Origin of the sequence: Burkholderia latens (assembly GCF_001718795.1) — a bacterium.
Lineage (GTDB): Bacteria > Pseudomonadota > Gammaproteobacteria > Burkholderiales > Burkholderiaceae > Burkholderia > Burkholderia latens_A.
This window is the reverse complement of the sequence record NZ_CP013437.1, coordinates 22336-36927: the sequence shown is the minus strand read 5'-3', so window position 1 is coordinate 36927 and position 14592 is coordinate 22336. Positions and strand designations below refer to the sequence as shown.

Genomic DNA, 14592 nt, shown 5'->3' with positions numbered 1-14592 from the left:
CGCGCCGCGATGCTCATCTGAAACAACGGTGATCGGGTTCTTCCTGCCGGATCTTGTCCATCCAGCCCTGCAGTTCGTGCTGCCGGTACAGGCGTTCGCCCCAACGCTCGGTCGACTGCGGCAGCGCCCGTCCCGGCACGATGTAGTCGGTGACGAGCTCGATGAACTGCTGCAGGCAGTACGCACCCACGTGCAGCCGAAGCGACGACGCGGTCTCTGCCGGCGCGATGTTGAAGCGCGCGACGTTGATGATCTGTCCGCTGTCCACGGACGGTGCAAGGTGATGACAGGTCGAGCCGTAAGTCTCGTCGCCGTAGTAGATCGCGTAGTGCTGGCTGCCGAGCCCCCGATATTTCGGCGGCGCCGGATGAAAATTGATCGCACCCTTGCGAGCCCGCGAGTAAATCTCCTTCGGGAAGATGAAGTCGCCGCGGTACGAGATGATCCAGTCGCCTTCCCAGTCGCGCAGGTGGTGCGGATACGGATCGCCGGGATCCCAGTAGAACACCTCGACGTTCGAAAACACCGTCTTCGCAAATTCGACGCCCAGGTCGCACCAGTTCATCGTGCAGACCGACAGCAGGACCTTGTCCCGGCACGGTTCGTTCGACATCGGACAGCCTCCGTCACGTTGGAAAAAAGACGATCAGCGCGCAAAGCGGATCGCGACATCGCCGGCCGCCGGCCCGCCGTGCACATGGGCAGCGGCCGGCGGCGCACCGAGCACCCATTCGCCGTCGACGAGCACGGCGGCCGGCCGCGCGTGCGCGACCAGCTCGAGAAACGCCGCAGCGTCGAATGCGGCCGGGCGTTCGCGCACGGCTGGCGGCCGCTCGTACAACAGCAGGTCGGCGCAGTGTCCGGCCGCGACGCCGCCTGCATTGGCCAGCCCGAGCGCACGGGCGCCCTTCCACGTCAGGCTGTCGACGAGCCCCGCCGCCGCATCCCGCGCACGCCACGCGGACGATGCAGCGCTGCGTTCGCGGCGGCGCGCGTCGAGCCACGCGTCGAAGCCAGCGTCGGCGGCGGGCCATGCAAGCACGGCGGCGTCCGCACCCTGGGCGGGCGTTGCGCCGACGACGTGCGCGCCGCTCGCGCGCAACACGCTGCGTTCGTGACTGCCGAGCGGCGCCGTCGGATACGCGAGCACGTGCGAATCGAGCGCATCGAGGCTGCGCAGCAGCGCAACTCCCGAGCAGCCGTACGCGTCGCGGAATTGCGCCGCGTATTCGCCGCCGCTGTCGATACGCACCGCAAATCGGCTGCCGCGCCGGCGAGCCGCCTCGTGCAATGCAAGCACGAGACGCGGCGACGCCGCGAGCTGCGAGCCGATCGCCGGCGCAACGACGACGCGCGCGCCGGCCGCGTCGGCAGCGTGCAGCGCGCGTGCGTATTCGAGCATGCAACCGTCGATACTGCGAATCGGCGGGCCGTTGCCGGGACCGACCCAGCGGTCCGCAACGGTCGTGAACAGCACGACTCGGCCGCCGGCGCGCTGCGCACGTGCGACGTCGCTCACGGCGTCCGCGGTCAAGCAGCCGGCCAGCGTGACGCCGCGTGCCAGCGACTGCGGCAGCGCGTCGCCGCACGGCACGTCAGCGCTCGCGTCGCCCGTCGTCGGGAACATCGCGGCCAGCCCCGGTGCGCACAGCAGCCCGCTCGCGTCGATCCGCCGGGTCGCGCGCGACGCGCGCGCCGGCACGACGGCGACGATCTCGCCGCCAGCGATCTCGACATCCGCCTGTCGCAACACGTGCGCGCGGCTGTCGAACACGAGCGCATTCACGAGTGCCCACGTGTCGTCATCGCGCGGCGCGGGCGCGACGATCGGCAACGTGCGGCCCGGCGTCATGACCATCGGTTCGGCGTGCATCATGCGTCCTCCGTTGCGGCGACCGTCAGCAACCCGCGCAGCCTCCGCGCGCCGTCGTCGCCCCGCGCGAGCAGGTCGACGACGCGCGGCAGCACGTCGCGCATCCGCCGTGCGCCGTGCGCCGGATAGCACACGTAGCAGCGGCGGTCCGAGTAGAACAGGTAGCCGTGCGACGGCAGGCGCTCGAAATCAGCACGCTCCAGCACCCAGCCGTCCAGTTCATCCGCTTGCAGTTTCATCGCGTCGTCTCCCGTTCGGCGCGCGAATGGTCCGTGCAGGCCGCGCGTCATGCCGGTTGCGCGACCGCGCACGCTTGCACGACCGCCGCGAAGCGCTCGACCATCTCGTCGATGTCGCGCTCGGTCGCGATGAACGGCGGCGCGAACAGCACGTGATTGCCGCGCACGCCGTCGGCCGTACCGGAACCCGGGTAGATCAGCAGGCCGCGCTCGAGCGCCTCACGCTTGAGCCGCGCCGCGAACGCGCCGCCGCCGCTGAACGGCGCCTTCGTCGCGCGATCGTCGACGAACTCCACGCCGACGAACAGCCCCCTGCCACGCACGTCGCCGACGGTGTCGACGTCGGCAAGCCGCTCGCGCAGCCGTGCACGCAGTTGCTCGCCGCGCACGCGCACGGCGTCGAGCAGCCGCTCGTCCTCGATCGTGCGCTGCACCTCGAGCGCGATCGCGCATGCGAACGGATGATTCACATGCGTCTGGCCATTGCCCAGCACGCCGCTGCCGTGCGCGATCGCATCGTGAACCGCCGCGCTCGTCAGGACGGCCGCGATCGGCTGGTAGCCCGCCGCGAGCCCCTTGCCGACCGCGACGAGGTCCGGCACGATGCCGTCGTCGAGATACGCGAACAGCGGACCGGTGCGGCCCATGCCGGCCATCACCTCGTCGAGCAGCAGCAGCACGTCGTGCCGGTCGCAAACCTCGCGGATCTTCTTCAGGTAGCCGGGCACGGCCGGCACCGCGCCGTTCGTGGAACCGACCACCGTTTCCGCGACGAACGCGCAGACGTTGTCCGCGCCGAGCGCGCGGATCCGGTCGTCGAGTTCCTGGGCGAGCCGCGTCGCGTATGCGTCATCGGTCTCGCCCGCGCGCTGGTCGCGGTACGCATAGCACGGCGACACGAATTCGGCCGGCGGCAACAGCGGCTCGAACACCGAGCGCCGCTGCGAATTGCCCGACACCGCAAGCGTGCCGAGCGTGCTGCCGTGATAGCCCTGACGGCGCGCGATGAAGGTCTGCTTCGACGCTTTGCCGCGTTCGCACTGGTACTGATATGCGATTTTCATCGCGAGCTCCATCACCTCCGAGCCGCCGGACAGGAACTGGGCCTTCGCGAGCCCGTTCGACGCCGCGACGAGCCGTTCGGCCAGCTCTTCGGCCGCGGGCGTCGTGAAGCTGCCCGCGTGCGCCCATGCGATGTTGCGCGCCTCGCGCTCCATCGCCGCGACGATGCGCGGATGCGCGTGGCCGAGGCTCGACACCGCGACGCCGCCGCAGGTGTCGAGATAGCGCTTGCCGGTGGCGTCCTCGATCCAGACGCCCGCACCGCCGGTTGCGACGATCGGCGCGGCATTCAGGTTCTTGTAGATGACTGCTGACATGTGCGTTCTTCCGTGACGTGCGTGATCAGGTGCGGTCCCACGACGTGGGCGCGCGGTGGAAACCCGGGCTGAAGCGGGAGTGGTTGCCGATCCGGCGCAACCACCCGATCGGCACGAGCACGAGCAGATACAACAGCAGGGACAGGGTCTTGAGCAGCATGATGTTCTCCTTGGGCGGGCGTCAGTCGAGCGGAATCGCCTCGCGCCAGTCGGTTTCTTCCTCGAACGCGGGCTGGTCCGCGCGCACGAGCACGTGCGAGCCCAGCACCAGCACGTCCATCTCGGTGCGCATGAAGCACGCGTACGCCTCTTCCGGCCGGCATACGATCGGCTCGCCGCGCACGTTGAACGACGTGTTGACGAGCACCGGGCAGCCGGTGCGGCGTTTGAACGCGCGCAACAGCCGCGCGAACGCGGGATTGCTTTCGTCGGTGACCGTCTGCACGCGCGCCGACAAGTCCACGTGCGTGATCGCGGGCAGCATCGAGCGCACGTCGTTGATGCTGCCGAGGCCGCGGTTCGGGCCGCCCGGGCGGCGCGACGCCTCGGTCTTGATCGAGTCCGCGACCTCGGACACGATCAGCATGTACGGGCTTTCCTCGCGGATGTCGAAGTAGCGCGTCGCATCCTCGAGCAGCACGGCCGGCGCGAACGGCCGGAACGACTCGCGGTACTTGATCTTCAGGTTCATCTTGCGCTGCATGGTCGTGTCGCGCGGGTCGCCGATGATCGATCGCGCACCGAGCGCGCGCGGCCCGAACTCCATGCGGTCCTGGAACCAGCCGACCACCGCGCCGTCCGCGAGGTGACGCGCGACTTCGTCGAACAGCGCTTCCCCTTCGAGACGCGTGTAGCGGTAGCCGCGCTCGTCGAGGAATGCGGCGATTTCGTCGTCGCCGAAACGCGGGCCGAGCAGCGCGCCGCTCATCGCATCCGCGCGTGCGGTGCCGACGTGCGGCCGGCCGTCGAGCTTCGCGGCGACGTCCATTGCCGCGCCGAGCGCGCAGCCGGCATCGCCGGCGGCCGGCTGGATCCACAGTGCGTCGAATTCGCCCGAGCGGCTCAACACGCCGTTCGCGACGCAGTTGAGCGCGACGCCGCCTGCGAGACACAGGTTGCGTTCGCCGGCTTGCTCGACCGCCGCGCGCGCGAGCCCGAGCACCACTTCCTCGGTCACCTTCTGCACCGACGCCGCCAGATCGCAGTCGCGCTGCGAAATCGGACTCTCGGGCCGGCGGATCGGCGCGCCGAACAGCTGCTCGAACGCTTCGCCGACCATCCGCTCGCCTTTCAGGTAGTCGAAGTAGTGCATGTTGAGCGTGAACGAGCCGTCGGCGCGGATATTGATCAGTTCGTCGCGGATCGTGTCCGCATAGATCGGGTTGCCGTACGGCGCGAGCCCCATCAGCTTGTATTCGCCGGAGTCGACCTTGAAGCCGCAGTAGTACGTGAACGCCGAGTAGAACAGTCCGACCGAATGCGGATACGAGATCGAGTTCAGCAGCCGCAGCGACGTGCCGTCGCCGCGCCACACGGTCGTCGAGTGCCATTCGCCGATGCCGTCGATGCACAGCACGGCTGCGCGCTCGAACGGCGACGGGAAGAATGCGGCGGCCGCGTGCGACCGGTGGTGCTGCGACGCGATCACCTTCGGTGCGTGCCCGAGACCGAGCTGCGCGATTTCGCGATCGACGTGCTCGAGCACACGGCGCTTCCAGCGCAGCCACTCGGGTATCGTGCGCGCGAACGCACGCGCGCCGCCCGTGCCGGCGCTCGCGAACGACGAAATGACGCGAGAGAACTTCTCCTTCGGATCCTCGTAGTAGACGATCGCCGTCAGGTCGTCGAGACGGATGCCTGCCTCGTCGAGGCAATAGCGGATCGCATTCGCCGGAAACGCGGGATCGTGCCGCACCCGCGTGAAGCGTTCCTCCTGGGCGGCTGCGATGGGCACGCCGTCCCGGATCAGCGCGGCCGCGCTGTCGTGATAAAACGCCGAGATGCCGAGTATGTGGTTGGCCATGTCGTAGTGACTTGTCGGTTGAACCGTTGATCGGTTGTTTGAATTGGAAATGCGCGGGCGCGGCGGGCAGCGCTACGACAGGCGGTCGTGCACGGCCGACACATGCCCGGCGACGGACCGGGCCGGCGCATGCGCGGCCGCGTCGCCGCGTCCCTGCGCGACGAGGCCGTGCAACGCCGGCACCAGCGAGACAACGAGCACCACGCTCATCGCGACGTTGAACGCGCGCAGCGCACCCGGCTTCGCCAGGTAGCGCCGCAGGAACGTTCCGAAGAACACCCACACGATCGAGCAAGGCGAACCGAACACGCAGAACAGCAGCGCGATCGCGAGCACGTCGAACGCATACGAGTGCGACGCCGACGCATAGGTCAGCACCGCGCCGACGGCCATCACCCACGCCTTCGGGTTCACCCACTGGAACAACGCCGCGGACATCACGCCGAGCGGCGCCGCCGATTGCGCGTTGAAGTCGACGGTCGGCGCAGTCGCGATGCGGTATGCGAGATACAGCATGTAGACGGCGCCGACGACCTGCAGCACGTCGTGCAGCGACGGATGGCGCCGGAACACTACGCCCGCGCCGAGGCCCACCGCGATCAGCATCAGCGGGAAGCCGACGTTGATTCCGATCACGTGGCGCATCGTGCGTGCGACGCCGAAGTTCACGCCCGACGACATCAGCATCACGTTGTTCGGACCGGGCGTCGCGCAGGTCGAGATCACGAACAGAATGATCGACAGGTAATCCATCGCGGTGCGGCTCCGTTCAGCGATCGCCTTCGAGGCTGCCGCGCCGGCTGATGTCCGCCGCCGATCGTCTCCCCCAGCGAATCGCTTTCGTTGTGTACGTGGACAAGCGGCATCGCACGGCCTCGCGGATTCTCGGCCGGCGCTCCGCTCATGCGGCCCGCCCGACCGGCGCATGATGAAACAGGTCCGACGCGGACGACGCAGCGCCGGCGGCCGGCGCGACACGCGTCCAGCGCCGCACGCCGAGCTTGCCGAGCCAGCGTTCGCGGCGGCCCGGCACAGGCGCGAGCGACTCGTAGCCGACGCGGATCCGCTCCCAGCTTGCGGCCGTCGCGCCGGCGCCGTGCGCCGCCGTCTGGCGCATGTACGCGTCGATCGCATCGACCGCCCACGCGGAATGCCCGGTCGATACGTTGTCGATCGTGTTGTGAAGATCGACGAACTCGGTGCTGAAGCCGTAGTGGCGCAGGAAACGGCGCGCACTCCGGTAGCTGCCGCCGACGCCCGACAATTCCATCGCAAGGTTCATCCCGAGAATCTCCGGCATGAACGTGCGCGGCAATTTGCCGAGACACAGCCAGTACACGGGCAGGCGGAACGACTCGTCGCGAAAGCGCCGATCGTGCGCGAACGCGCGGCTGCCGGTCGGCGGCAATTCGATGCCCATCTCGCGCAAACCGTCGCGATAGATCTTCGGGTGGTTCAGCGCGTGAAGACCGTTGCCGAGCTCGTCCCAGTAGGTCTGGAACAGCGCGAAGCCGACCTGCGACGCCGCGAGCCGCCAGTCGCTGAAACCCTGCAGCCAAGAACCGTCGATCAGCGTCAGCGGCGCGAGCTGCAGCGTCGAGTCGATCACTTCCTCGCGCGTCGGCAAGTTCGCCGGATCGCTCTGCTCGAATTCCAGCCCGTGCCGGTCGTGCTGCTCGAGCAACCACGCGCGCAATGCGCCCGCCCGCCAGCTTGCGGGCAGTCCGCGGTCGGCACGGTGCAGCGAGCGCTCGGCGCGCGCCAGCCAGTCACGCGCATAGCGCTCCGCGAGCTGCCGCGTGCGCGGCGCAAGCGCCCTGCCCTGCAGCACGAAATACAGTTCGCGCAGGCTCGACGGCGCGTTGCCGAGCGTCGGGTCGTCGACGGCGAGCGACAGCACGGGTTCCGGTGCGGTTGCGGGCATCGCCGCGCGCGGGGCGACGATCTGCGTGTCCGCCGCATCGGCAAGCGAATCGATCCAGCGGCGGATGATCGCGACATCGGCGTCGCTGAACACGCGGAACATCCGTCCGCCCGGGCCGATCAGCGTCGTCACGAGCGGGCTGCGTTCCGCGTGGCCGGGCACGACGAGGCGGCTTTTTGCGAGCGCGTCGACGAGCGGCTCCGGATCGCGCAGCGCATCCTTGAACCAGTCGGACAGCACGCGACCGCCGAGCTTGTATTCATGGTGATAAACCATCGCCTCGCGCGCGCGCTGCTGCATCAGGCGTGCCATCGCGAGTCGCGGCGATGCCGCACACGCGGCTGCGCGTTCGATGAATCCGTCCCACGCGCGCAGCGCGTCGAACGTCCATCCGAGCATGTGCTCGATGCGTTCGCGCGCCGCCGTGTCGTGCGCCGCATACTGCTCGGCCGCCCAACGCGACTGCGCACACGCGTCGAGCCCGTCCACGCGGCCGACCGCCGTGCGCAGATCGAGTGCGCGCACGTCGAATGCATGCGCCGGCACGTTCGCGAGCGCGTCCCAGCACGGCAACAGGCCGACCGAACGGAACGCCAGATCCACGGCCGCGAGTTCGGGGCCGAATGCGTCCGCACGGCGGCTCATTGCGAGCAGCAGCGCGGGCAGGCGGAACGCTTCGTCGTCGATCGGCGCGAGCGTCGACAGCTCGAACGGCTCGAGCGCGACGTCCGCGAGCGCGGCGTCGCGCAACAACGCCTTGAAGCGGTCGTAGCGCGACGCCTCGGGCCGGCCGACGCCGACTTCGCCCGCATGCAGCGCCATGATGCGCAGATGCGCGTCGTCCTCGAATACGCCTGGTGCGCTCATGCCTTGCAGCCATGCGCCGAGCACCGACGCGAGCGGCGCCGATTGCACGAGGATCGCGCCGGCGAACGCCGAGCCGCCGCCGGTGCGGTGCGCGTCGTTCGCGAGTCGTTGCCAATCGCCGCGGCGCGCGTCGCGCCACGCGGCAATCTCGCCGGCACGCGCAGGAATGTCCTGCGGACGCCGGCCGGGTTCGACGGCGCCCGGTTCCGCGAGTCGCGCGCGGATCGGCCGGTCGTCGAGAAAGGCTTCCGGATCGGTCGCCAGTCGATATGTGTCACGCCACATTTCGGGCCTCAGAAGGATGCAGCAATCCGGACGGCTGCCCGTGCAGCCGCCTGCTCGTCACGCGATGCGCGTGCCGGGATCAGAACATCGGGTAGATCGACGAATCGGCCTTTTTCTTTTTCTTGCCGAACAGTTGGCCGATCCGGGAGAAGAGTCGCTTGAACAGATTCATGGTCTGCTCCTTCAGATGACGTCGAGAATGAGCTTCGAAACGAAGTCATGCCCCTGGTCGGTGAAATGGATGCGATCGACGAACAGCCACTGGTCGGGCTTCAGCGCCTCCGCGATGAACGGCGTGATGTTGACGAATTTCACGCCGAGCTTCGACGCGCCGTCGCTCAATTTCGCCGCGTACGCGTTGCACACGTCGCGCGTGAGGATGTCGCCGTACACGTCGCTGAAGCGCCCTGCACGGTCCAGCTCCGCGAACAGCGCCTCCTCCTGTGCGCTGCCCTTCGGGCGGATCCATCCTGCGAGCGGCTGCAGCACGAAGGTCAGCTTCGCGCCGAGGTCCGCCGCCAGCGCACGCCACACGTCCAGATGACGCAACGTGAGATCTGCCGCGTAATCGATCTGCGCGTCGAGCGAAGGCGGCGGCTCGACCGCCTCTTCCACGTCGCCTCGACCGAACAGCGACAAGCCCCTGCGACGTCCGGCCGGTTCCGGACGGAACGCGTCGAAGAACTGGTTGCAGTTGAAGAACGCCCCGTGTTCGAGCCGGTTCTGGCTCGGCTGCCGCGCGAGCCCGAGGTTGTTGAAGCCGGAAAACAGCACGATCTCCTCGATCTTCGGCAACAGGTGGCGATACAGCGTGAACAGGATCAGTTCCTGCGTGGAGTTGAAGCTGCGCCCGCCGAAGTTCAGCCACGGCGCGCCGCGCCGGTCGTTCTCCGACAGCCGCGACGACAACGTCCAGCGATCGGCGCTCGCGCCGATGCCGAACACCGTCGAACTGCCGGCGAGCACACGGGCGGAATGGATGCCCGCGTGATCCGCGACCGAATAGCGGACGCCGCCGCGCTCCGAGTAGCGGAATCCGCTCGCATCGGTGTTGACGACCGGCGAGCGATGCTCCGCAGGGTGAAAATACATCAGATACGGCAACCAACGGACTTCTCCACTGTCCGTGAATTTCTTCTCGTAATCCGCCATTTGCGGCGTCAATTCCTCGCGAGCATTCATCAGCATCTCTCTAGATTGTTATTTCTTATTTATCAAGCACGGCCCATGATCCATTAAATCCAAATCGAATGCAAATGGATTTTTGGCGAATCGGTTTCAATCAATTAAATACAACGAAATTCACCGCGAATATATAAGACGCGAGCCCGGCGCCGATCGCCAATAGCGCGTTCCTGGACTTCCAGTAAATCAGCACCGACAGCGCGAGCGCCGCCAGGTCGGGCAGACAATATGGATAACGGGTCACGTCCTTGTCTTTCAGCGTATATAACACCAGCAGGATCATGACACCCGGCGGCATGCATTCGCCAAGATATCGGAGGTATCCGTTTTTTTCAAGACGCTTCATCAACAAAATCGGCGCATAACGCAAACCAATCGTGACAACAGAAATCGTGATTATTACGGAAAATGCGCGCAAATCATTCGTCACTTTCTTTTGCTCCGTAAATGTAAAGCAAAGTCAGTATCGCGAGATAAACCAGCAGCCCGGCGAACAGGAACGATTCGCGATACAGCCATTTCTCGCTGGCGAATGCCGCGGCGCTCGCGAGCGCTGCGGCGCCGATCAGCAGTGCGGTGCCCTTCGTGCGCACCGCGTCGACCGCGAGGATCACGAACATCGACGTCAGCGCAAAGCCGAAGCCCTTGATGCTGCTCGGAATCGCGAGGCCCGTCAGCGAGCCGAGCAGTGCGCCGCCGACCCACCACACGTGGCTGATGATCTGCAGCGCCGTGATCTGAAAGCCGTTCAGCTTCGCGCCTTCGCCCGCCGACGTGATCGCGTACGTCTCGTCGGTCAGTGCGAACACGCCGTACACGCGTTGGGCGAACGTGCGCAGCCGCGGATACGGAAACGACAGCCCGTAGAACACGTGACGGAAATTGACGATCAGCGCGGTCAGCGCAACCTGCGGCAGCGCCATTCCGGAGATCATCAGGCTCACCGCGAGGAACTCGATCGAGCCTGCGAAGATCATCAGTGCCGACAGCGGCGCCCAGTACCACGGCACTCCGCTCGTCACGAGGAACACGCCGAACGCGATCCCGAGCGGCACGTACGCCATCGCCACCGGGATCGACAGACGGAAGGATTGATAGAGCTGCTCCGACTTCGGCAGCACCATCACGAACGGCTTGGATTCGACACTCACGCTTTCCGGTTCTCCATCGTTCGACGGCGCCGCTGCGCGTTCGCCGTCATCGCCCCCTAAACAGCATGCGCAGCCGCGATCCTGTCTGCACACGCGCCGGCCGCTCCTCCGCGATCGCGATTTCGCTGCCGCCGATTCCGCTCACCCAGATCGTCGAATGCGGCGCGAGATCGAACCTGTCGTTCTCGCGCAGCCAGAAGTCCCTGAGCACGTCCGGCACCGTCACCCACACCATGCCGCGGCGCACGACGAGCGTCTGGCGCGTGTCGGCGTCCCAGCGCGTGGGCGTGCCGTCTTCTTCCAGTTGGAACAGCCGGATTTCCCGCATTTGGTCCTCCTTGCCGGTCGGCTCGACTGCCACCTTTCCGAATGCCTGCGGTGCCGATTATTCGGCTAGAATGCGACCGTTGGAATGAACACAACCGAACAATCACCCCCAAAGTGTTCGGTGGTTTTACTGAACACTTTGTCCGCCCTCACTCACGGTGGTGTCGAATGAAACTTGCGCTCGATACGACGGCCGGCGTCCCGCTGAACGAGCAGCTGGCCCGCCAGCTGGAACAGATGATTCGCTCGCGGCATTTGCGCAGCGGCGTGAAACTCCCGTCGATCCGCAAGATGGCGGCCGACCAGCAGATCAGCCGCTTCCCCGTCGTCGAGGCGTACGACATGCTGGCCGCGCGCGGGCTGATCCGGCCCCGTCATGGATCGGGGTTCTATGTGACCGACCGGTTCGACACGCATGCGCACGCCGGCGGCACGGATCCCCGGGTCGCGGAGGAGGAATCGAGTCACATCCTCGGTCAGTTCGCGGCGACGGACGATCGCGTCAAACTGTCGAGCGGCTTCATGCCGGCGGCATGGCGCGACGTCGACGGGATCGCGCAGGCGGTGCGCCACGTCGTGCGCAGCGACGCGGCGAACCTCGTCGACTATGCGCAGCCGCAGGGCGATCCGCTGCTGCGCGAGCATCTGAGCGGCCACGTCGCACCGCTCGGCATCAACGCGCAGCCGCAGCAGATCCTCGTCACGCACAGTGCGAGCCAGGCGCTCGATCTCGTCGTGCGGCTGATGCTGAAGCCGGGCGACACGGTGTTCGTCGAGGATCCCGGCTACTTCAACCTGTTCGGTCTGCTGAAGTTGCATGGCGTGAAGCTCGTCGGCGTGCCGCGCCGCGCGACCGGGCCCGACGTGGAAATGGCCGAGGCGCTGCTGCGCGAACATCGTCCGAAGCTGTTCTTCGTCAATACCGTGTTCCACAACCCGACTGCGACGAACATCGCGCCGCAGGTGATGTTCCGGCTGCTGCAGCTCGCGCATCAGCACGATTTCACGTTCGTCGAGGACGACGTCTACGCGGACTTCGAAGCGACGCCGTCGCAGCGGCTCGCGACGCTCGACCAGCTCGAACGCGTGATCTACCTTGGCGGGTTCTCGAAGGCGTTGTCGTCGTCGCTGCGGATCGGTTACCTGGCCGCCCGCCCCGATCTGATCAAGCCGCTGATCGAACTGAAGGCTCTGACCAGCATGGGCGGCGCGCGCATCGCAGAGAGCATCGTCGCGCTGCTGCTCGAGCGCGGCACGCACCGCAAGCATCTGGAGCGGCTGCGCAGGCGGCTCGCGCAAGCGTCCGCGAATGCGGTGACACGGTTACGGCAAGCGGGGTGGCAAGTGTTCGAACAGCCGAGCGGCGGCATGTTTCTGTGGGCGTGCGTTCCGGGCGTCGAGGATTCGGCGCTGCTGTGCGATGTCGCGCGCACGTTCGGGCTCGATCTCGCGCCCGGACGCGAATACCGGCCGAACGGCGACACGACGCCGTGGGTGCGCCTCAACGTGGCGGCGGCAAGCGACCCGCTGGCCGAGCCGTTCATCAACGCGGCAGGACGGCTCGCGCGGCGCAGCTGACAGGCGGGCGCACCGCTCGACCGCGGTCGAACGCCCTCGAACGACGGCGCCCGTGCGGATGCGACGACGACGTCATGCGTCGCGCCGGCGCCGCTGGCCCGCGACACGTTCGCTCGCAGCGGTGCGCGCGAACGCCGCCGCCGGCGGCGCCGTGTGCGACAGGAGCATGCGGCGCCGCGTCCGCCTGCCCGCCGCACACCCGCACGGCAAACTTGATTCCATTTTCCACGCCCGCACGTCCGGCTCCGCGCTGCGCCAGAGAACACGCTGAAACACCGGATCTCGCCCGCGGACGATCCGGTTTCGCGCATCGCTGCGTGCGAGGCCGATGACTTCTCATCGAATTTCCAGCGCCCCGCCCTGATTCTCGACGACGATCACGCTCGCCGCCGACGGAGCGCGCACAGGGGGTACGCGCCTTGCGCGCGGATCTCTTCGTTGCGGTCGCCGGTGCGGCCGCCATCTGGAGAGACCCGCCATGAGAGCCTTGCGTTGGCATGGAAAACACGACATCCGGTGCGACACGGTTCCGGACCCGATCATCGAGGATGGCCGCGACGCGATCATCCGCGTCTCGAGCTGCGCGATCTGCGGCTCGGATCTGCACTTGTTCGACGGTTTGATGCCGACCATGGAGCACGGCGACATCATGGGCCACGAATTCATGGGCGAAGTCGTCGAACTCGGCAAAGACAACACTGCGTTGAAAATCGGGCAGCGGGTGGTGGTGCCGTTCACGATTTTCTGCGGCGAATGCGACCAATGCCGCCGCGGCAATTTCTCGGTATGCGAGCGCAGCAATCGCAACCGGGACAAGGCGGCCAAAGCCTTCGGCCACACGACCGCCGGGCTGTTCGGCTATTCGCACCTGACCGGCGGCTATCCGGGCGGGCAGGCCGAGTACGTGCGCGTGCCGTTCGCGGACTGCACGCACATTCCCGTCCCCGACGGCATCAGCGACGAGCAGGTGCTGTTTCTCGGCGACATCCTGCCTACCGGCTGGCAGGCCGCCGTCAACTGCGAGATCGAGCCCGGTGACACGGTCGCGATCTGGGGCGCGGGGCCAGTCGGCCAAATGGCGGTCCGCAGTGCCGTGCTGCTTGGCGCAAGGCAGGTGATCGTCATCGACCGCGTACCGGAGCGCCTCGAAATGGCGCGCAACGGCGGCGCCATCGCGATCAATTTCGAGGACGAGAGCGTGATCGAGCGCCTGCAGGAGCTGACCGCCGACAAGGGTCCGGAGAAATGCATCGACGCGGTCGGCATGGAATCGCACGCGACGCGCTCGATCGACGCTGCGTACGACAGGGTCAAGCAGGCAGTCATGCTGGAGACGGATCGCCCGCATGTGCTGCGCGAGATGATCTATGTGTGCAGGCCAGCCGGCATCCTGTCGATTCCGGGCGTATACGGCGGCGTGCTCGACAAGATTCCGTTCGGCGCCGCAATGAACAAGGGACTCACATTCCGCATGGGGCAGACGCACGTCAACCGGTGGAGCGCCGACCTGCTCGACCGGATCGAGCGCGGCCAGATCGATCCATCGTTCGTCATCACGCACTCCGTACCGCTCGAACAGGGTCCGGAGATGTACGAGACGTTCCGCGACAAGCGCGACGGCTGCATCAAGGTCGTCATGAGGCCGTGACGCGGCGTCGACGCCGTCGGGCGGCGACTGGCGCCGTCCGACGTCACGACCGACAGCCGGACGATTCCGGTTCACGGCCGCGCGCGCCGCCTGCGCGGTGCAAAACGTGCGTT

Annotated in this window: 14 protein-coding genes; 2 read left to right on the top strand and 12 right to left on the bottom strand. The window is 67.1% G+C overall.

The features are described from left to right. Nucleotides 1-13: 13 nt before the first annotated feature. From WK25_RS15865 to WK25_RS15815, 12 genes are all read right to left on the bottom strand, one after another. Nucleotides 14-613, bottom strand: coding sequence for a formyltransferase family protein (locus tag WK25_RS15865; protein WP_038570137.1), 600 nt, complete (start codon nucleotides 611-613; stop codon nucleotides 14-16). 33 nt (nucleotides 614-646) lie between these two features. Beyond that, nucleotides 647-1876, bottom strand: coding sequence for an amidohydrolase family protein (locus WK25_RS15860; RefSeq protein ID WP_069242062.1), 1230 nt, complete (start codon nucleotides 1874-1876; stop codon nucleotides 647-649). Continuing rightward, on the bottom strand, nucleotides 1873-2112 hold the full coding sequence (locus WK25_RS15855; RefSeq protein ID WP_144245293.1) for a hypothetical protein: 240 nt from the start codon (nucleotides 2110-2112) through the stop codon (nucleotides 1873-1875). Before WK25_RS15855 ends, WK25_RS15860 begins: the two co-directional genes overlap by 4 nt. Before the next feature lie 47 nt (nucleotides 2113-2159). Further along, the gene (locus WK25_RS15850; RefSeq protein ID WP_069242061.1) at nucleotides 2160-3491 is read right to left on the bottom strand and encodes an aspartate aminotransferase family protein; all 1332 of its coding nucleotides are present in this window, start codon (nucleotides 3489-3491) and stop codon (nucleotides 2160-2162) included. A 25-nt stretch (nucleotides 3492-3516) separates the two neighbouring features. After that, nucleotides 3517-3651, bottom strand: coding sequence for a hypothetical protein (locus WK25_RS32275; RefSeq protein WP_257785759.1), 135 nt, complete (start codon nucleotides 3649-3651; stop codon nucleotides 3517-3519). 21 nt (nucleotides 3652-3672) lie between these two features. Continuing rightward, nucleotides 3673-5514 carry a carbamoyltransferase gene (locus tag WK25_RS15845; RefSeq protein ID WP_069242060.1) on the bottom strand — a complete coding sequence of 614 codons (1842 nt, stop codon included), beginning with the start codon at nucleotides 5512-5514 and terminating at the stop codon, nucleotides 3673-3675. Nucleotides 5515-5586: 72 nt separating this feature from the next. After that, a complete protein-coding gene (locus WK25_RS15840) occupies nucleotides 5587-6267 on the bottom strand; it encodes a LysE family translocator (RefSeq protein WP_082721511.1) in 681 nt (226 codons plus the stop codon). 148 nt (nucleotides 6268-6415) lie between these two features. Beyond that, nucleotides 6416-8590, bottom strand: coding sequence for an iron-containing redox enzyme family protein (locus tag WK25_RS15835; RefSeq protein WP_069242059.1), 2175 nt, complete (start codon nucleotides 8588-8590; stop codon nucleotides 6416-6418). Nucleotides 8591-8773: 183 nt separating this feature from the next. Continuing rightward, the gene (locus WK25_RS15830; RefSeq protein ID WP_059545138.1) at nucleotides 8774-9772 is read right to left on the bottom strand and encodes an SGNH/GDSL hydrolase family protein; all 999 of its coding nucleotides are present in this window, start codon (nucleotides 9770-9772) and stop codon (nucleotides 8774-8776) included. Nucleotides 9773-9872: 100 nt separating this feature from the next. Next, nucleotides 9873-10205, bottom strand: coding sequence for a branched-chain amino acid transporter permease (locus WK25_RS15825; RefSeq protein WP_038570122.1), 333 nt, complete (start codon nucleotides 10203-10205; stop codon nucleotides 9873-9875). Then, nucleotides 10195-10926: an AzlC family ABC transporter permease gene (locus WK25_RS15820; RefSeq protein WP_197416238.1), complete on the bottom strand. Its 732-nt coding sequence runs from the start codon at nucleotides 10924-10926 to the stop codon at nucleotides 10195-10197. Before WK25_RS15820 ends, WK25_RS15825 begins: the two co-directional genes overlap by 11 nt. A 46-nt stretch (nucleotides 10927-10972) precedes the next feature. Then, nucleotides 10973-11254 carry a DUF2917 domain-containing protein gene (locus WK25_RS15815; RefSeq protein WP_144245292.1) on the bottom strand — a complete coding sequence of 94 codons (282 nt, stop codon included), beginning with the start codon at nucleotides 11252-11254 and terminating at the stop codon, nucleotides 10973-10975. 167 nt (nucleotides 11255-11421) lie between these two features. Between WK25_RS15815 and WK25_RS15810 the strand changes: the two genes are divergently transcribed. Both WK25_RS15810 and WK25_RS15805 read left to right on the top strand, forming a co-directional pair. Further along, nucleotides 11422-12831 (top strand): PLP-dependent aminotransferase family protein, encoded by a 1410-nt coding sequence (locus WK25_RS15810; protein ID WP_059545119.1) that lies wholly within the window; start codon nucleotides 11422-11424, stop codon nucleotides 12829-12831. A gap of 478 nt (nucleotides 12832-13309) precedes the next feature. Then, a complete protein-coding gene (locus tag WK25_RS15805; protein ID WP_038570114.1) occupies nucleotides 13310-14479 on the top strand; it encodes a zinc-dependent alcohol dehydrogenase in 1170 nt (389 codons plus the stop codon). Nucleotides 14480-14592 lie beyond the last annotated feature (113 nt).